We start from the raw sequence: 18,535 nt of genomic DNA, 5'->3' as shown, positions 1-18,535 counted from the left end.
GCTTTTTTATTCAGCGCCTGACGATCAGGCAGCAGGCTCCAGTTCAGCGATTGCAGTGGCCGTGACAGGCACCACCGCTTGACCGCTCAACGCCAGGTCCAGCAGTTCGCGGTTGGCGACCGCGTACATGGCGTAGTCGGTGCCGCTGGCGGCACGGATGTCCACCAGCATGGCGCGCCAGCGCTCGACCATGGTCTGGTTCTGGTCCATCCACAAGGCCAGACGTGTTTCCACGTCCTGCTTGCCGTTGCCCATTTGCAGGACCGAGATGGTGATCGCCCGTTGCTGCCAGTCGATGTCATCGCGGAACGCTTCACGGGCCAGCGCTTGCCAGTTGTTTTCCACCGGCAGAGCACTGATCTGTTGCAGGTACCAAGTCAGGTCCAGCGCGCTGCCCACGGCGAAGTAGGCCTTGGCCACGTCCGCTGCGTTCTGGCCGGTCACATCCGCCGCCTCGATGATTGGCAACAGGGTGTACAGGTGACTGGTGCCTGCAACCATGCGCGCCAGCAACTCGGGTACGCCAGCGGCGACGTAGGCCTGGTAGCGGGTCTGCCAGCCTTCGCGGGTCGGGCCTTCCAGCAGTTCGTCGAGCTTGAGGCCCAGCGCTGCCAGATGTGGACCGAAATGCGCGACGTCGCGCGCTGCGTTCTGCTCGTTGCGACGGCTGCGCAGGAACCAGCGAGTGGCACGACGGCCCAGACGCATCAGTTCATCCATCAGCTCCAGTTGTACGTCAGCCGACACCTGGTAATCCAGCGCCTCGATCTGACGGAACCAGTGCGGGAGATGGAAGATGTCACGCACGATCACATAAGCGCCGGCCACGTTCGCCGGGCTCATGCCGGTCGACTCTTTGAGTCGCTGAACGAAGGTGATGCCCATGTGGTTGACCAGGTCGTTGGCGATCTGGGTGCTGACGATCTCACGCTTCAGACGGTGACGACGCATGGCCTCGGAGAACTTGCTGACCAGCATCGGCGGGAAAGCGGTTTCCATGTCGCGGGTCAGGTAATCGTCGTCCGGCACCAGGGAGTTGAGCAACTGCTCCTTGAGGTCGATCTTGCTGTAGGAGATCAATACCGACAGCTCGGCACGGGTCAGGCCATGGCCTGCCGCAACGCGCTCGTTCAGTTGATCTTCGGTCGGCAGGAACTCGATGGCACGGTCCAGCTTGCCACGGCCTTCCAGGTCGTTCATCAAGCGCTTGTACTCGGCAATCCGCACGTAGGCGCGACGGGCTGCCAGGGACAGGGCCTGGGTCTGCTTGTAGTTGTTGCCGAGAACCAGGCCGCCGACTTCATCCGTCATGCTGCCGAGCAACTGGTTACGTTGCTTCTCGGTCATGTCGCCAGCCTGCACCACTTCGTTGAGCAGGATCTTGATGTTCACTTCGTGGTCGGAGCAGTCCACGCCACCGGCGTTGTCGATGAAGTCGGTGTTCGAGCCGCCGCCATTGAGACCGAATTCGACACGACCCAGTTGGGTCATACCGAGGTTACCGCCCTCGCCCACGACTTTGCAGCGCAGTTCGTTGCCGTTCACGCGCAGTGCATCGTTGGCCTTGTCGCCGACATCGGCGTGGCTTTCGCTGCTGGCTTTGACGTACGTACCGATACCGCCGTTCCACAACAGATCCACTGGTGCCTTGAGCAAGGCGTTCAGCAGTTCGGTCGGGGTCAGCTTGTCGGCCTGAATGTCGAAGCGCTCTTTCATCTGCGGGGAAATCGCGATGCTCTTCGCGCTACGGGAGAAAATCCCGCCGCCTTCAGACATGATGCTGGTGTCGTAATCCGACCACGCCGAACGCGGCAGGTCGAACAGACGCTGACGCTCAGCGAAGCTGTTGGCTGGCTGTGGATTCGGGTCGATGAAAATGTGCAGGTGGTTGAACGCTGCGACCAGTTGCAGCTTGTCGGACATCAACAAACCGTTACCGAACACGTCACCGGCCATGTCGCCGACACCCACGACAGTGATGCTGTCTTCCTGGACGTTGATGCCGCGCTCGCGGAAGTGACGTTGTACGCCAACCCACGCGCCTTTGGCGGTGATGCCCATTTTCTTGTGGTCGTAACCGGCCGAGCCGCCCGACGCGAAGGCGTCACCGAGCCAGAAGCCGTAGTCGATCGCAATACCGTTGGCGATGTCGGAGAAGGTCGCAGTGCCCTTGTCCGCTGCCACCACCAGGTACGGGTCATCGTCGTCATGACGCACGACGTTGGCCGGCGGTACCAGCGCACCGTCTTTCAGGTTGTCGGTGATGTCCAACAGACCGGAAATGAAGATGCGGTAGCAGGCGATGCCTTCTGCTGCGATCTCATCACGGCTGCCGCCCAACGGCAGGCGACGCGGCAGGAAGCCGCCTTTGGCGCCCACTGGCACGATGACCGAGTTCTTCACTTGCTGGGCTTTTACCAGGCCCAGGACTTCGGTACGGAAGTCTTCTTCACGGTCGGACCAGCGCAGACCACCACGAGCCACGTTGCCGAAGCGCAGGTGCACGCCTTCGACGCGTGGCGAGTAAACGAAGATTTCGAACTTCGGTACTGGCTTCGGCAGCTCTGGAATAGCGTGCGGGTTGAACTTGAAGCTGAAGTAGGACTTGTTCTGACCGTTGGCGTCGGTCTGGTAGAAGTTGGTCCGCAAAGTAGCCTTGATCAGGTCCAGGTAGCGACGCAGGATGCGGTCTTCGTTCAACACTTGAACGTCGTCCAGAGCGCTCAGAATCGCTTGTTCCAGGCGCAGCTGCTTGTCGTCGAGGTCGTCGCTGGTCAGCTTGCGCGCCAGGTAGAAACGGGTCTTGAACAACCGGGTCAATTCGCGAGCGATATCGGTGTGGTTGTTCAGGGTGCTGGCGATGTAGCCCAGGTCGAAGCCCAGACGAATCTGCTTCAGGTAACGGGCGTAAGCACGCAGCAGCGCAACGTCGCGCCACGGCAGGCCGGCGGTCAGTACCAGACGGTTGAATGCATCGTTTTCGGCATCGCCGCGAACGATGTGGACGAACGCGTCCTGCAGGGTGTCGTTGAGCTGCTGGATGTCGAGTTCCAGGCCTTCAGCAGCGGTGAACGCGAAGTCGTGAATCCAGAACTCGCGACCGTTGCTGTGACGCAGGCGATACGGGAACTCGCCCAGCACGCGCAGGCCGAGGTTTTCCAGGATTGGCAAGACGTCGGACAGGGCCAGCGGGGTATCGGCGTGGTACAGCTTGCAGTGCAGTTCGCGCTGACCGGACACCTGACCCAGCGGCTGATAGAAGCTCATGACCAGCGGATTTTTTTCGCTCAGGCTCAGCAGGTGCTGCATGTCGACCACAGCCGAATGCGCAGCGAAACGCTCGCGGTAGCCGGCCGGGAAGCCTTTCGGGAAGTCGGACAGCACATTGGTGCCTTGGGCTTCGCCGAAACTTTCGACCACCAGGCTTGCGTAGTCGTCCTGCCAGCTGCGGCAGGCCTGAACCACTTCTTTTTCCAGCAGCAGTGGATCGATGTCCAGACGATTCTTCGGGTCGACCCGCAGAATCAGTTGCACACGGGCCAGCACGGACTCGGAGAAGAAGGTCCAGAATTCGCAATCGCTGGCTTTCAGGCGATCCATCAGCACTTGCTGGATCTTCTGACGCACTTCGGTGGAATAGATGTCGCGTGGCACGTAGGCCAGGCAGTAGCAGAAGCGACCGTACGGGTCTTTGCGCAGGAACACGCGAATCTTGTTGCGTTCCTGGATCTGCACGATCGACATCACGGTGCTGAACAGCTCGTCGACCGGAGTCTGGAACAGATCGTCACGCGGCAGTACTTCGAGTACCTGGGCCAGCTCCTTGCCCAGGTGCGCCTTGGACTGGAAACCGGAGCGCTGTTCGATGACATCGACCTTGCGACGGATGTACGGAATGACCCGCACGCTTTCGCCATACACCGACGAGGTGTACAGGCCCATGAAACGGCATTCCTTGATGACTTTGCCGTTGGCATCGATCTGGCGGATCGACACGTAGTCAGGGTAAGCCGGACGGTGCACACGGCTTGGGTGCGCAGCCTTGGCGAACGACAGCGGCGTCGGTTCACGCAGGTAGTTCACGGCGTAGTCTTCGATACGCAGGTCGTCAGCCGTCAGGCCGGCGCGCAGCAATCGGGTCAGGCCCAGGAACGAGCTCTGGTCGTACTCGATATGGCCGCCATCCTTGTCATCGCGAACCACGAACTCTTCGTAACCGAGGAACGTGAAGTGGTTGCCCACCAGCCACTCGAGGAAGCCCTTGATCTCGCTCTTTTCTTCGGCATCGACGGCAAACTTGCTCTTGTCGATGCCTTCGATCAGTTCCTGGACCTTGGCTTTCATCGGTTCGAAATCGGCGACCGCAACGCGGACTTCACTGAGAACCTGCTCCAGTTCCTTGCTCAATACATTGAGTTCGGCGGTATGGGCGCAACGGTCGATCTCAAGGTACATCAGCGATTCTTGCAGAATGCCTTCGCCCTGGGAGCCTTTAGGCAGGATTTCCAGCAGCTCGCCCTTGGCGCCGCGACGCACGCTCAGCACCGTGGTTTGCAAGGTGTGGATGCTGTAGCCGCGACGGTTCAGCTCGGTGCGCACCGAGTCCACGAGAAATGGCAAGTCATGGTGCAGCACTTCGACCGCCGTGTGGGTCGACTGCCAGCCGTGACGTTCGTAATCCGGGTTGTAAACGCGCACTTGCGGTTGCGCGTGATCAAAGCGCTCAAGCAGGCGCCAGGCAGAAAGGGTGCAGCCGGCGAGGTCGGACAACCGGCGCTGGGTCAGCTCATCGAGGGAAATAATGCCGAAGAATTGTTCAGCGAACAGCGCCACTTGTGGCAGTGACTGTTCACTGATGTGCTGCGCCAGTGCCGCTTGCAGTTGTTGCTGGAAGTCGGCTTTGCTGGCTGCGGTGAAGAACGCCATCTGTGGTACTCCGCTTGGGCTTGTTATTGATGGAAGCGTCGCGTGCAAAACCCCTGTCGGGGCAATCCGTCACCCAGTTCCTGAATCTCGGGCAGAGGTTAACAGGGTGACAGATGGGTGAAGCTGGACGAGACACTCAGGTCACATTCACCTTCCATGAAAGGGCATCTGTAAAAACGACTACCGGATAGACAAGCAATGTCTTTAGAGGTGCCCATTGGTTGCGCAGCTTATCGGGTGCGACAACCTGCCTGCTTGCGATGCTGCGACATATTCGGTCATCGGTACGTAACTCATCGGCAGCGCATCGAACAACACTAGCAGTTGCGTGAAAAAAAGACGGTTTTATGCCCGGATTTACGGTGCCTTCGTACCAGAAATGACCGACTCCCCTTGTAGTGTTCACAACACACTTTCAGACACACATCCGAGCAGAAATTCACTCGGGCTGGCAGAATCGGCTTTTGTCGTCTTCATAACGCTCCTTGAGCGAGGATTTTCCCCATGCAACTGACCACCGCCCACCTTATCGCCAACCCGTGCGATGACGAAGAAGACAACCTGGCCATGCTCTGCTGCCACAGCAATCAGGGCGAGATGTTTTTGATGACTCGCTACCCGGATGAAGATGAGCTGGAGATCACCCTTGATGGCGAACCGTCGACCCTCGACGGCGTGAAAGTCACCCTCAGCCCTACCCGCCTGCTGATCGAAATAGCCGCCGCTGACGCCGATGCGCTGAATGGCGACGATCATCTGGAAATCCACCACAGCACCGCGCCGGCGGATCTGGCTGAAGTGGAAGAAACGTTGCAGAACATTCTCAAGGGCACGGGCACTTATGTGAGCCAGTTGAGCTGACCCTAGCGGGTGGGTGGCCTCACGGCCCCGGGAAGATTGACTATGCTTGCCTAATACACTCCGGTGACGAGGGATTTATGGACGATCCAGTCGACAACAAACCACCCAGCTTCTGGCAGATGCTGCACAGCGTGATGGCGGCGGCGTTCGGCGTACAGAGCGGAAAGAACCGCGCCCGCGACTTCACACACGGCAAACCCAGTCATTTCGTGATATTGGGCATTCTGTTCACCGCAGTCTTTGCGCTGACGCTGTTCGGTATCGTGAAACTGGTCCTGCATCTGGCCGGGGTTTAGCCCGACGTCAGTGCATCAGTGCATCAGTGCTTGCAGGCTGAACGGATAGCGATAGCTCAGCGGACGATCCTTGGCCGAAAAGCTGCGAAAGATCACACCGTAGTTCTGCGTGGTACCGATGGCCAACAAGCGCCTGGCCTGTTCCCGATCAATCAACTGCAACAGCGGGACCTGCCGGTCACGACCGCCATATCGTTCGACATGGACGCCCTGGTCATAGTCATGCAACTGCACCAGCGCCCAACCGCCCAGGCTGAAGTGTCCGCCTACCAATACACTAAGACGACCATCCAGCAGTGCCTGCAAGGCTGACGGCGAGGTATTGACGGCGCTGAACAGCGCGCCCTTGCCCGGCGTGCCGCCCGCCTCTTCATAGGCCTGCATCGCGCCGAACGCCATTTCATCGTTGGCCGTCCAGATCAGCGACGTCTGCGGATAGCGCTTGAACAGCAACGTCGCCTGCTCATGGACGCGCTGACGGTTCCACCCGCCGTACACCAGTTGCTGCAAATGCACCTCGGGGTGCTCGCGCAACGCCCGCATCAAGCCCTTTTCACGCAACTGCGAGGCCGGCGTGATTTTCAAACCGGCAAACGCCAGCAATTCAAGTTTCTGGCCGGGGGCGACCGGAGGATGCAGGCGGATCAACTCCTTGAGCATCAGGTAACCGCCCTCCTCATCGTTGGGTACCAGGCTACCGAGCAAAGCCGGGTATTTTTTCTCGCGATTGCCGAGCAACGCCAGTTGATCAGCGTTTAGCGCGCTATTGACGATAAACAGCTTCACGCCGCTGCCCTCGGACAGCCGCAAAATTTCCGGCGCAACATATTGCTCGTTGGCGAACACCAGATAGTCCGGACGTTTTGGCCCTTGCAGGGCTTCACGGGCCTGTTTGATCGTGGTTTCGGGCACGCGCTCGGAATACTGGATCTGCAGGTCCATGCCCAGATCCCGGGCGGCAGCCTGCATGAATTGCGAATAGCTCAGCCAAAAAGTTTCCGTAGAGGTGCCAGGACTCAGGAACAGCACTGACGCCGCTTGCGTACCCGATCCATAGACCGAGCAAAACGTCAGCAATACCCCACAGAAAAACTTGAACATTGAATATCCGAGCCCCGGCAATTAGCCGCGCATTATAGCCAGCGAAGTGCTGGCAAATCGCGATTAATCGTCGTTTTGTCCGACAATCGTCAGGACAGGGCCCGGACACGCTTACTTATTGATGGCTGACCCAGAACACCGCAGTGCCCACTACCAGGATGATCAGAAACAGAATGGCCCATGCATCGACGGTGCTATCGCTTTTCCGTGCTTTGGTTGGGTTGCTCATTGCATCGCCTCTTGTCGGTTTTATCGGTGATTGCAGAAAGACTCGAGCACAGTTAAGTAGAGGATTGCCCGCACCACAAATGTGGGTAAGACAATAACCAGTCTCATTAGTCGATTTGGTTCTTTACATATACTCAAACATCACTTTTGCGCATAAACGCAAACTGGTATCTTGCCTCGGCTCCGTGGGGAGTGCGCGGCCGTGCGCGCAGAATTGCCAAGGCAGTATCGGAATCAAGCGAGCGGAAAACGCAGCTGTTCCTGATTGGCCCAAGCCTGAGAACAGGACCTATATGTACGTATACGACGAGTACGATCAGCGGATCATCGAGGACCGCGTCAAGCAGTTCCGTGATCAGACCCGACGCTATCTGGCAGGCGAGCTGAGCGAAGAAGAATTCCGCCCCCTGCGCCTGCAAAATGGCCTTTACATCCAGCGCTTCGCTCCGATGCTGCGGGTTGCCGTGCCTTATGGCCAACTGACTTCGCGCCAGACGCGAATGATGGCCAAGATTGCCCGCGACTACGACAAGGGCTATGCCCACATCAGTACCCGGCAGAACGTCCAGTTCAACTGGCCGGCACTGGAAGACATCCCGGACATCCTGGCTGAGCTGGCGACCGTGCAGATGCACGCTATCCAGACCAGCGGCAACTGCCTGCGCAACGTCACCACCGATCAGTTCGCCGGTGTCGCTGCCGACGAGTTGATCGATCCGCGTCCGTGGTGCGAAATCGTCCGTCAGTGGACCACCTTCCACCCGGAATTCGCCTACCTGCCACGCAAGTTCAAGATCGCCATCAACGGTTCGACCTCGGACCGTGCAGCCATTGAAGTCCATGACATCGGCCTTGAGCCGGTGCACAACGCCGCAGGCGAACTGGGTTTCCGCGTGCTGGTCGGTGGTGGCCTCGGCCGAACGCCTGTCGTTGGCGCGTTCATCAATGAATTCCTGCCGTGGCCAGACCTGTTGAGCTACCTCGACGCCATCCTGCGTGTGTACAACCGCTATGGTCGTCGCGACAACAAGTACAAGGCGCGGATCAAGATTCTGGTCAAGGCCCTGACGCCTGAAGTCTTCGCACAAAAAGTCGACGCGGAAATGGAATACCTTCGCGGTGGCCAGACCACACTGACCGAGGCTGAAGTGCATCGCGTCGCCAAGCACTTCGTCGATCCGGACTACAACGTCCTGAACGATCAGACGGCAGAACTGGCTGAACTCGACAAGCAATATCCGGGCTTTGCTCGCTGGCGCACCCGCAACACCCTGGCTCACAAGAAGCCGGGGTATGTCGCGGTAACCCTGTCGCTCAAGCCGACCGGCGTTGCTCCGGGCGACCTGACCGACAAGCAGCTCGATGGCGTTGCCGACCTGGCCGACCGCTACAGTTTTGGCCAGCTGCGCACCTCTCACGAGCAGAACATCATTCTGGCTGACGTCGAGCAGAGCCAACTGTTCACCCTGTGGGGTGAATTGCGCGAGCAAGGCTTCGCTACACCGAATATCGGCCTGCTGACCGACATCATCTGCTGCCCCGGTGGCGACTTCTGCTCCCTGGCCAACGCCAAGTCGATTCCTATCGCCGAAGCCATCCAGCGCCGTTTCGATGACCTGGACTACCTGTTCGACATCGGCGAACTGGACCTGAACATTTCCGGCTGCATGAACGCCTGTGGTCACCACCACGTCGGCCACATCGGCATCCTCGGAGTGGACAAGAAAGGTGAAGAGTTCTACCAGGTATCCCTCGGTGGCAGCGCCAGCCGTGACGCCAGCCTGGGCAAGATCCTCGGCCCGTCCTTTGCCCAGGACGACATGCCTGACGTGATCTCGAAGCTGATCGACGTGTACGTGGAACAACGTACCGAAGACGAACGCTTCATCGACACCTATCAACGTATCGGCATCGACCTCTTCAAGGAACGCGTCTATGCAGCGAATAATTAAGAACAACGAAGTCATCGACGAAACCTGGCACTTGTTGCCCAAGGACGCGACTTTCGACGGCATTTCCAACTGCGACGACCTGATCGTCCCGCTGGCCCTGTGGCGCGATCACGCGCATGCGCTCAAGGCGCGTGATGGCGGTTTGGGGGTGTGGCTGGATGCCGATGAAGAAGCCGAGGAAATCGGTGACGACGTCGATCACTTCCAGGTCATTGCCTTGAACTTCCCGGCCTTCACCGACGGGCGCAACTACTCCAACGCGCGCCTGCTGCGTGACCGCTACGGCTACAAGGGCGAACTGCGGGCGATCGGCGATGTGCTGCGCGATCAGTTGTTCTACCTGCACCGCTGCGGTTTCGACGCGTATGCATTGCGCGCCGACAAGGACCCGTACGAAGCCCTTGAAAGCCTCAAGGACTTCTCGGTGACCTACCAGGCCGCCACCGACGAACCGCTGCCGCTGTTCCGTCGCCGCTGATCGACAAAAAAACCTTGAGCCCGGCACCTATGTCGGGCTCAAGGTTTTTTATTGTGGCTACAGACTCCTCGCTCCACCTACGACGCTTGAAAAGTCTCACCATCGAGACTGGCTTTTTTCACTGGCGGCTCCTTGAATAAAGTGATTCTGTCTTCCAGTCGTACAAAACTGGCAAACGGATCATCCCTATCGAAAATCGACCATTCCACGCCCTCGAACAGGTGCTGGCAAAGCTCCTGCGAAGCATCCATCTCATTAACCATTCGCCACACTCGCTGTTGCAAAGGTGCATAGTCCACCAGGAAATCGGCCGTGCGTGTCAGCGCGTCCAAAGTACCGAAGAAACGATCACTCCCCTCTTTTGCAAACACACGCTCCCAGCGTGCAGTCTGTTGTGCCGCCTGCTCAGGGAGAAGCCCGGTCAACCACGTGTTTGGACTGGTAACATCGTGTACCGCTGACCCCATCCATAAATTGATCCCCGTCTGCTTTCGATGGGCTACAACCCATTGCAGACTGTCTACGTCGGTTAGCGGATTACCTGAAAGCAAGACGTTGCCCACGGCCACCGACTGCTTACGAACCGATTCAGGCACTCGGACAAGCTGGTTATCACGAAGATCCAAGCGCTCCAGGCCAGGAAAATCCAGAGCAAAAGTCGGGCAAGATTTAAGCTCCGCACGCCTCAACTTGAGTTGACGCAATTCGGACATCTCAAACACTGGCGGTGGGAGACCCAACGGATTTTCGCTTAGATCGAGCTCCTGAAGTCGGGTGAGCTCGGCGAGTTGGCCTACGGTTCCCTCCGTCAGGACCAGCCGGGTCGCTTTCAGGTTCAAGACCTCAAGCCGAGACAACTGGCCGATGGCAGGCGGCAATCGACCAACCGCTATGCCATTCTGGTCAAAGAGTCGTAGATCAACGCCCTGCATATTCAATGTGCGAAGGTTGGGGAAACACTCAAGGAATCCGTTAAGGCTGCCGCGCTGCGTTAACTTGAAATTCGGCATGGTGAGAGAGACTACGTCATTCAACTTTACGTTGAGCTGCGGGAGGTAGTGCATCTGCTCGAAGTCCATATCCAGGTGAAAGCCGATGAACTGTCCGTCCCGATAAACCCGGCTTTCTGGCCCGCTACGCTTTTGCCAAATGGCGATCAGGTCTTCGGCCAGCTCATATCGGGTATCACGTTCAATATCCATCCACTCGTCTATGCGCGCGTCGTTCTCCGCCTTAATCTCGGCGTCGCTCATTCCCTCCGTGCCCTCATCACCCGCGAGCAGAATATCTATATCCATCTCTTCGATATCATCGGTGATGTTTTCGATCCAACCGGTGATATCGAAACGTAGTTGCTCTGACTGCAACCTCAGTCGATAAAGATCAGCCTGAGCCTGGGCACCTGCATTCAATAGAAACTCATCCGCCTGCTCAGTCGTAAAAGCAGGATAAATCTCTTTAACCTGAAGCCGCATGATTTCTGTGGACAGCTCGCCGAACTGCGCGGTGTCAGGGAATCCACCGCCGTGCAACCCGAAACGCTGAAAGGGCAATCCGGAGTCGATCCTGTGTAGCCCCAGCATCAACTCGGAGCGCGACAGGGTGTTTTCCCGAATTATTAACTGCAAGTCCTGCCATTCATGGCCTGGACGCAAACCAAGGGCCGCGCGTTGTTCTTGCGGCAGAAGCCCGAGCAGCGCTTGATCAAAGTCAGCCGTACCGACCCGCCCGTAGAGCGCCTCGATTCGAGTCGCACGCGACCAGCCCGGCAGCCGTTCCAGCGTCTGCAATACAAGAACATCACTGTCGGCGTTTTCGACCGACTTTAGATAAAGCCCCTCATAGGCGCGGCACAGACGTACATTCTGCGTGTACTGCTGCGCCTTGCCGCCCAACTGCCCGAGCACTCGCTTGGCGTCAGCCAGTGTGTGGGGCGCAGCAATGTCCACTCCCGACCTGTCGAGCATTTGCTCCACCGCACTTTTCGGCAAACCGGGGTATTGATCCCGAAACAACCTGAGCCAGTCATTATCCGATTGCTGTAGCGCGTCGTAGCGCTGCCTGAACTGTTCGACTCGCGTGCTTTTTAGCTGTTCGGCCTGCACAGAGCCTTCGGGTAGCGCGTCAATGGCACGCTGCAGATCCTGATCGAGCGTGAAACGACTGATGGTATCCGCCAGCACCGGAGCCGGTGACCGCTGCCCGGTGTGCATCAGGCGTAATACATCATCATCCACGGGGCTGACATGAGCTATCTGGGCCAGAACCTCATCACTGAATGCCTGGACACTCGGCCCAATACCTCGCATCAGCTGCGCCCGTTCAGCGCCAACGGCGGAAGGTGCAACATTTTCGGCCACCAGCGAGGACTCGCCGGACAAGGGTTCGTCCATAAACGCGGGGGCAGGACCGGGTTCAGACCCGATGCCGACGGCATGTTCTTCGGCCTTGATGGCTGCCCCTTCCGCGGCCAGTGGCAAGGCATTGAGCAAACCGAATACGGTACGCGTGACACCTGCCGAACGCTCTTCAGCGGTCTTGCCATCAACCGCCTGAGCCAATCCATAACCGGCATCGATAAGTCCGGCCAGCGCCAACAAACCTTCGCCACCCGGAACGAACAACGCCAAGGGACCAAATTTGTTGATCCATTGCACAATGGGCTGAACCACCGCACTCAAATCATCCCGATTGACCTGGGTATCGTCTCGAATCGATTCAATACTGGACTGGGCCGCTTGCTTCATCAGCAACACCCACTGCGCGAAGGGATCGGCTGGAGACGTCGCAACCTCGAAGTGAATGTAATCGGCAGGATCCCAGTAACCATCATCGTTGAAAAAACCATGGCCTTTCTTCAAATGATGCTGTTTGGGGTAAATCGCCATGCCGTCCAACGCGGTCGACACGCCCGCGTGGAATGTGCCGTCCTGCCGGTCATCTTCGGAAAAATGCGCTGCCAGAGCATCCCGCCGGGCGACGTCCCGGCCCACATCGACCACCCATTTGTGTAACGCCTTTTGATCGGCGAACTCGTGGAACGGAGAAGAGTTACTCGGGATATAAAGCAAAATCCGCTCACTGGTTTTCTCTCGAAAGCTCCAGATATCGCTCGATACATAACGGTAAATGACCAGACGCGCAGCCTCTATGGAGGACTCGGTCGTCGCCCAGGCCTGCAATTGCTCAACCGTCAGTTGCTCCCACGTTTGCTGCGGATCAAACCCGGCAACCTGCAGTGCCAGTTTGAGTCCGTCCTGGGTCAGGCTGTTTTCCCGGTGTTGCAAATAAGCCGCCATGACAAAGGCCGTCTTGACCGAAGTGCGCAGCGGATAACCTTGGGGGGCAAGACAAACCTCGTCGGAAGGCCACGCAGCGTGCACATAAGCGGTGTATTTGTCCTTGAACTCCAGCTCCCACACCCACTTTTTGAACGCTGCCGGCTGCAGCTTTAGCTGAGTGCTCGGACCGTAGAGCTGAGGGTTGGTCTGGCGGTAGATGCCCTCATAGTCCAGGAACCCGCCGTCTGGATTGATAGACTCATCGATCTCGACGATTTGGACTTCCGGGCCCACGACAGGAGGCGTGTACAGGCCGAATCCCGTTTCCCCGAAACGACCCGCGCCCACGGTCTGATGGTTGGACAACAGGGCCTGTACCAGGCTTTGTGATTTTCTGACCCGGCCTTGCTGCACGTTCTGTTGTGCAGGGTAACCATAAAAATGGTAATTGAGGTCAACCAGGCGAGCAGCCAATAACTCTGCTCCCCAACGTTCCTTGATCAGCTTCGCGGCATATTGGGTCGGAGTCGAAGGCAATACGGCGTCCAGTGCAAGGCTCGACAGTGGCTGTTTGTTCCGAGCAGATAACCGGCGTGTGACAGGCTGGTGTTGACTCTCTAGCGCCATCATTTGCAATCCTTTGCAGTTGATTCGGGAGCTAAGAGCTTATGCATCGCCTGCCGCAAAAAAAGCAGGAAATATCCTCAATCCGATGGGAAAACGCGACGGCCTCAAAAGACCTGAAATACGGCGGGTAAACACTCGAAACTGAGCAGCGTCGAGCATTGCACTCGACACCGTAAAAACGGGCCCGCATTGGCGGGCCCCGTGTTCCCTACCAAAAACGCTGCTGGGTGAGACGGCTCCACCACGTCAGCAAGACCCGATCAATCGAACCGCTGGCCGCCAGGCCGACGCGTTCTTGCAGGCTCTTGCGTTCGGCATAATGCAGGTGAAACAGCTCTGCGCCCTTGGCCCGTTCGGCGAGGTATTCATCACTGGTTTTCAGCTCATCGACCAGTCGTTTTTCGAGTGCGGCAACACCCAGCCAGACTTCACCGGTGGCCACTTCATTGATGGCCAGTTGCGGCCGGTAGCGTGAGACGAAGTTCTTGAACAGTTCGTGAGTCACATCCAGGTCTTCCTGGAACTTCTCCCGGCCCTTCTCGGTGTTTTCGCCAAACACTGTCAGCGTGCGCTTGTACTCACCCGCCGTCAGGACTTCAAAGTCGATGTCGTGCTTTTTCAGCAGGCGATTGACGTTAGGCAACTGTGCCACCACCCCGATCGAACCCAGAATGGCAAACGGCGCACTGATGATCTTCTCGCCGATGCACGCCATCATGTAACCGCCGCTGGCCGCGACCTTGTCGATACACACGGTCAATGGCACACCGGCCTGACGAATGCGCGCCAGTTGCGAGGACGCCAGACCGTAGCTGTGAACCATGCCACCGCCGCTTTCCAGGCGCAGCACGACTTCGTCCTTTGGCGTGGCCAGGGACAACAACGCGGTAATTTCATGGCGCAGGCTTTCAGTCGCTGAAGCCCTGATGTCACCATCGAAATCCAGCACGAACACCCGCGGTTTGGCCTCCGGCTTTTTCTTCTGTTTTTTCTCGGACTTGGCTTCGGATTTACGCAAGGCCTTGAGCTGGTCCTTGTCGAGCAGTGTCTGCTCCAGGCGCTCACGCAGTTCCTTGTAGAAATCATTGAGTTTACTGACCTGCAACTGGCCCGTGAACTTGCGCCGGCCTTTGCTGCGCAACGCCGCGAAGCTGGCCAGGACCACCAGAATAGCGATCACCAGGGTAACGGTTTTAGCCAGAAAACTTGCGTACTCGGCAAGAAAATCCACATTGACTCCTTAACGACAGTGCGCCGCAGAACACGCGGACGCGTATACCTTCAGCATACCCATGCAGCCGCGTTGCGACCAGTCGTGAAACCTTCTGTGACAGGCCTCCAACGAGCATTTCAAACAAGCGTATGTTTTTTCATTGACAGCTCATCGCCATCCTCATAACCTCGCAAAACCTTCAACGTACCCGGATGACGCGGACGTGGGCAGCATCTATTTGATTCGACATGGCCAGGCCTCTTTCGGTGCAGACGACTACGACGTGCTGTCGCCAACCGGTATTCGCCAGGCAGAAATTCTCGGCAGTCACCTGGCTGAACTGGGATTGAGTTTCGATCGCTGCCTGTCGGGCAACCTGCGCCGCCAGCAACACACCGCCAGCAGTGCCCTGGCACAATTCGGCGCTGTCGGCCTGCCAGTGCCGCCGCTGGAAATCGATTCGGCTTTCAACGAGTTCGACGCCGACGCGGTGATTCGCGCGCTGATTCCAGACCTGCTGCCCGAAGAACCCGAAGCCCTGAATATTCTGCGCAATGCCGCGCAGAATCGCGGCGAGTTTCAGCGAATCTTTGCCTTGATCATCGAGCGTTGGCTGGCCGGTACTTACGACCCACCGGGGCTGGAAAGCTGGCCAGGCTTCGTCGAGCGGGTCCAGGCCGGTTTGCAGCGTATTCTCGAACAGGCCGACAACACCCAGAAAATCGCCGTGTTCACCTCCGGCGGGACCATCACTGCCCTGCTCCACCTGATTACTCAAATGCCGGCCAGGCAGGCCTTTGAGCTGAATTGGCAAATCGTTAACACCTCGCTCAACCAACTGAAGTTCCGTGGTCGCGAGGTGACACTGGCTTCCTTCAACAGTCATGCACATTTGCAACTGCTGAAGGCCCCGGAACTCATCACTTTCCGTTGAGTCCGGATCACTGTGACCCTTGCTGTAACACTTCATAAAAGGATCGAACCATGACCTCCGTAGCTGACGCCGTACAAGCCATGAAAGCCAAGTTCAACCCAGCCGCTGCTGCCGGTCTGGACCTGGTTTTCGGTTTCCGCATCGACGACACCAAGAACTTCTCGCTGATCGTTAAAGACAGCACGTGCGAGCTGAAAGAAGGCGAGAACCCGGACGCTCAAGTGACTCTGGTCATGGACGGCGAAACCCTGGAAGGCATCGTCGACGGTTCGACCGACGGCATGCAGGCATTCATGGGCGGCAAACTGCGCGCTGAAGGCGACATGATGCTGGCCATGAAACTGTCCGAGCTGTTCCCAAGCTAAGACGACGGCTCCCAGCCTCGGGAGCCCTCTGGCTGCCTACGAATCCCGCCCTTATGGCGGGATTCGTCGTTTCTGCCGGTCGTAAATGTGCCCGCCCGACACATCGACTGCGGATTTGCCGTCTATATTCTTTGCTGGCCGTATGGCTCGCACATTCGGCTGCTCGCTCGACCGAACACCTGCGGAGAACGGCGCCATGAACCCACCTGATGAACACGACGATTTCAACCACCGCCGCGTACTGCAAGGCCTTTCGGCAGGCACCGTCAGCGCCTGGACCAGTCCTCTATTTGCGCAGAGCACCAGCATGACCAACTCCCCAGCCGATCTCATCCTGTTCAACGGTCGCATGCACACGGTCGACCGGGATAAACCCCTTGCGAGCGCGGTCGCCATCAAGGACGGGCGGTTTATTACCGTCGGCAATGATACGGACGTCATGCCCCTGCGCGGCGCCAGCACGCAAGTCATCGACCTGCAAAAACGTACGGTGATCCCTGGCCTCAACGACTCGCACCTGCACCTGATCCGTGGTGGCCTGAACTACAACCTCGAACTGCGCTGGGAAGGCGTGCCGTCATTGGTCGACGCCTTGCGCCTGCTCAAGGATCAGGCCGACCGCACGCCGGCACCGCAATGGGTGCGCGTGGTCGGCGGCTGGACCGAGTTTCAGTTCGCCGAAAAGCGTCTGCCGACGATTGAAGAGCTGAACAAGGCTGCACCTGACACCCCGGTGTTCGTCCTGCACCTGTATGACCGCGCCCTGCTCAACCGCGCGGCGCTGAAAGTGGTGGGCTATGACCGCAAGACCCCGAACCCGCCGGGTGGCGAAATCCAGCACGATGCCAATGGTGACCCTACGGGCATGCTGATCGCCCGCCCGAATGCGATGATTCTCTACTCGACGCTGGCCAAGGGGCCGAAGTTGCCGCTGGACTATCAGGTCAACTCGACCCGGCAGTTCATGCGCGAACTCAATCGCCTCGGTGTCACCAGCGCCATCGATGCCGGTGGCGGCTTTCAGAATTACCCTGACGACTATCAGGTCATCCAGCAGTTGGCGAAAGACCGGCAACTGAGCGTGCGCATCGCCTACAACCTGTTCACCCAAAAACCCAAGGAAGAGCTGACCGACTTCAAGAACTGGACCAGCACCTCGCGCTACGGCCAGGGTGACGATTTCCTGCGGCACAACGGCGCTGGCGAAATGCTGGTGTTCTCCGCCGCCGACTTTGAAGACTTCCTCGAACCACGCCCCGATCTGCCGCAAACCATGGAGCAGGAACTGGAACCGGTGGTGCGCCATCTGGTGGAGCAGCGCTGGCCATTTCGCCTGCACGCCACCTACAACGAATCGATAAGCCGAATGCTCGACGTCTTCGAAAAGGTCAACCGCGATATCCCGTTCGACGGGCTGCCGTGGTTCTTCGATCACGCCGAAACCATCACCCCGCAGAACATCGAGCGGGTTCGTGCACTGGGCGGCGGCGTTGCGATTCAGGACCGCATGGCCTTTCAGGGTGAGTATTTTGTCGACCGTTACGGCGCCAAGGCTGCCGAGCACACCCCACCGATCCAGCGCATGCTCGCCGAAGGCATCCCGGTCGGTGCCGGCACCGACGCCACGCGGGTTTCCAGCTACAACCCATGGACGTCGCTCTACTGGCTGGTCAGCGGCCGCACCGTCGGCGGCCTGGAGTTGTACCCGCAAGGCCTGAGCCGCGACACGGCGCTGGAACTCTACACCCATGGCAGTGCCTGGTTCTCCTCCGAGCAAGGCTCAAAAGGTCAGATCAAGGTCGGGCAACTGGCCGATCTGGTGGCGTTGTCTGCCGACTACTTCAGCGTCGACGACGAAGCGATCAAATGGATTGAATCGGTGCTGACCGTGGTCGACGGCAAGGTGGTGTACGGCAGCCTCGAATTCGAAAAACTCGGCCCACCGCGTTTGCCGGTCATGCCCGACTGGTCACCGGTGGTGAACGTGCCGGGGCACTGGAAACCCTTGGCACCGCTCACCGCCCAGATGCATCAATGCGCAGGCACCTGCGCAGTGCATGCCCACAGCCATGAGCGGGCGCGCTTGTCGAACGCACCCGTCAGCGACGTCCAGGGATTCTGGGGCGCGTTTGGCTGTTCGTGTTTTGCGTTTTGACGAATGCCTTTGACAGTAAGCCCGCCAATGGCGCAATGCTGTTCACTTAAGGAAGTCTGGAGGCCTGAGAAGTATCTGTGGCGAGGGAGCTTGCTCCCGCTGGACTGCGTAGCAGGCC

The 18,535-nt window shown here is 58.4% G+C and carries 11 protein-coding genes; 7 read left to right on the top strand and 4 right to left on the bottom strand.

Annotated features, from left to right (window positions below; all coding sequences use genetic code 11):
• Positions 1-24: 24 nt before the first annotated feature.
• Complete coding sequence (locus AO353_RS22820) at positions 25-4,926, bottom strand: NAD-glutamate dehydrogenase (RefSeq protein WP_054597006.1); 4,902 nt, start codon at positions 4,924-4,926, stop codon at positions 25-27.
• A gap of 504 nt (positions 4,927-5,430) precedes the next feature.
• Between AO353_RS22820 and AO353_RS22815 the strand changes: the two genes are divergently transcribed.
• Positions 5,431-5,787, top strand: coding sequence for a hypothetical protein (locus AO353_RS22815; protein WP_054597005.1), 357 nt, complete (start codon positions 5,431-5,433; stop codon positions 5,785-5,787).
• A gap of 77 nt (positions 5,788-5,864) precedes the next feature.
• Entirely contained in the window at positions 5,865-6,083 is a 219-nt protein-coding gene (locus tag AO353_RS22810) for a DUF2970 domain-containing protein (protein WP_054597004.1), read from the top strand.
• A gap of 15 nt (positions 6,084-6,098) precedes the next feature.
• On the opposite strand, the gene AO353_RS22805 is transcribed toward AO353_RS22810, so the two are convergent.
• Complete coding sequence (locus AO353_RS22805; protein ID WP_054597003.1) at positions 6,099-7,184, bottom strand: ABC transporter substrate-binding protein; 1,086 nt, start codon at positions 7,182-7,184, stop codon at positions 6,099-6,101.
• Between the two features lie 521 nt (positions 7,185-7,705).
• Between AO353_RS22805 and AO353_RS22800 the strand changes: the two genes are divergently transcribed.
• On the top strand, positions 7,706-9,364 hold the full coding sequence (locus tag AO353_RS22800) for a nitrite/sulfite reductase (RefSeq protein ID WP_054597002.1): 1,659 nt from the start codon (positions 7,706-7,708) through the stop codon (positions 9,362-9,364).
• Positions 9,348-9,842 (top strand): DUF934 domain-containing protein, encoded by a 495-nt coding sequence (locus AO353_RS22795; protein ID WP_054597001.1) that lies wholly within the window; start codon positions 9,348-9,350, stop codon positions 9,840-9,842. The genes AO353_RS22800 and AO353_RS22795 overlap by 17 nt, the downstream gene beginning before the upstream one ends.
• 77 nt (positions 9,843-9,919) lie before the next feature.
• Here the strand turns inward: AO353_RS22795 and AO353_RS22790 are convergent, their stop codons facing one another.
• Together AO353_RS22790 and sohB are read right to left on the bottom strand one after the other, a co-directional pair.
• On the bottom strand, positions 9,920-13,753 hold the full coding sequence (locus AO353_RS22790; RefSeq protein ID WP_054597000.1) for a dermonecrotic toxin domain-containing protein: 3,834 nt from the start codon (positions 13,751-13,753) through the stop codon (positions 9,920-9,922).
• Between the two features lie 205 nt (positions 13,754-13,958).
• Positions 13,959-14,981 carry a protease SohB gene (sohB, locus tag AO353_RS22785; RefSeq protein WP_054596999.1) on the bottom strand — a complete coding sequence of 341 codons (1,023 nt, stop codon included), beginning with the start codon at positions 14,979-14,981 and terminating at the stop codon, positions 13,959-13,961.
• A gap of 205 nt (positions 14,982-15,186) precedes the next feature.
• On the opposite strand from sohB, the gene AO353_RS22780 reads away from it, so the two are divergent.
• The 3 genes from AO353_RS22780 (at position 15,187) to AO353_RS22770 (ending at position 18,417) form a co-directional block, all read left to right on the top strand.
• Positions 15,187-15,897, top strand: coding sequence for a histidine phosphatase family protein (locus tag AO353_RS22780; RefSeq protein WP_054596998.1), 711 nt, complete (start codon positions 15,187-15,189; stop codon positions 15,895-15,897).
• 50 nt (positions 15,898-15,947) lie between these two features.
• Positions 15,948-16,262, top strand: coding sequence for an SCP2 sterol-binding domain-containing protein (locus AO353_RS22775; protein WP_019690779.1), 315 nt, complete (start codon positions 15,948-15,950; stop codon positions 16,260-16,262).
• Between the two features lie 307 nt (positions 16,263-16,569).
• Complete coding sequence (locus AO353_RS22770; RefSeq protein ID WP_162491292.1) at positions 16,570-18,417, top strand: amidohydrolase; 1,848 nt, start codon at positions 16,570-16,572, stop codon at positions 18,415-18,417.
• Positions 18,418-18,535: the final 118 nt, after the last annotated feature.

This window comes from Pseudomonas fluorescens (genome assembly GCF_001307155.1).
GTDB lineage: Bacteria > Pseudomonadota > Gammaproteobacteria > Pseudomonadales > Pseudomonadaceae > Aquipseudomonas > Aquipseudomonas helvetica.
Note: the sequence above shows the minus strand (reverse complement) of the source record. Positions and strands in the feature narration are given on the sequence as shown.

Excerpts from the sequence above, each read along its gene's own strand:
- AO353_RS22820 (WP_054597006.1), bottom strand. The coding sequence starts at position 4,926 with ATGGCGTTCTTCACCGCAGCCAGCAAAGCCGACTTCCAGCAACAACTG.
- AO353_RS22815 (WP_054597005.1), top strand. The coding sequence starts at position 5,431 with ATGCAACTGACCACCGCCCACCTTATCGCCAACCCGTGCGATGACGAA.
- AO353_RS22810 (WP_054597004.1), top strand. The coding sequence starts at position 5,865 with ATGGACGATCCAGTCGACAACAAACCACCCAGCTTCTGGCAGATGCTG.
- AO353_RS22805 (WP_054597003.1), bottom strand. The coding sequence starts at position 7,184 with ATGTTCAAGTTTTTCTGTGGGGTATTGCTGACGTTTTGCTCGGTCTAT.
- AO353_RS22800 (WP_054597002.1), top strand. The coding sequence starts at position 7,706 with ATGTACGTATACGACGAGTACGATCAGCGGATCATCGAGGACCGCGTC.
- AO353_RS22795 (WP_054597001.1), top strand. The coding sequence starts at position 9,348 with ATGCAGCGAATAATTAAGAACAACGAAGTCATCGACGAAACCTGGCAC.
- AO353_RS22790 (WP_054597000.1), bottom strand. The coding sequence starts at position 13,753 with ATGATGGCGCTAGAGAGTCAACACCAGCCTGTCACACGCCGGTTATCT.
- AO353_RS22775 (WP_019690779.1), top strand. The coding sequence starts at position 15,948 with ATGACCTCCGTAGCTGACGCCGTACAAGCCATGAAAGCCAAGTTCAAC.
- AO353_RS22770 (WP_162491292.1), top strand. The coding sequence starts at position 16,570 with ATGACCAACTCCCCAGCCGATCTCATCCTGTTCAACGGTCGCATGCAC.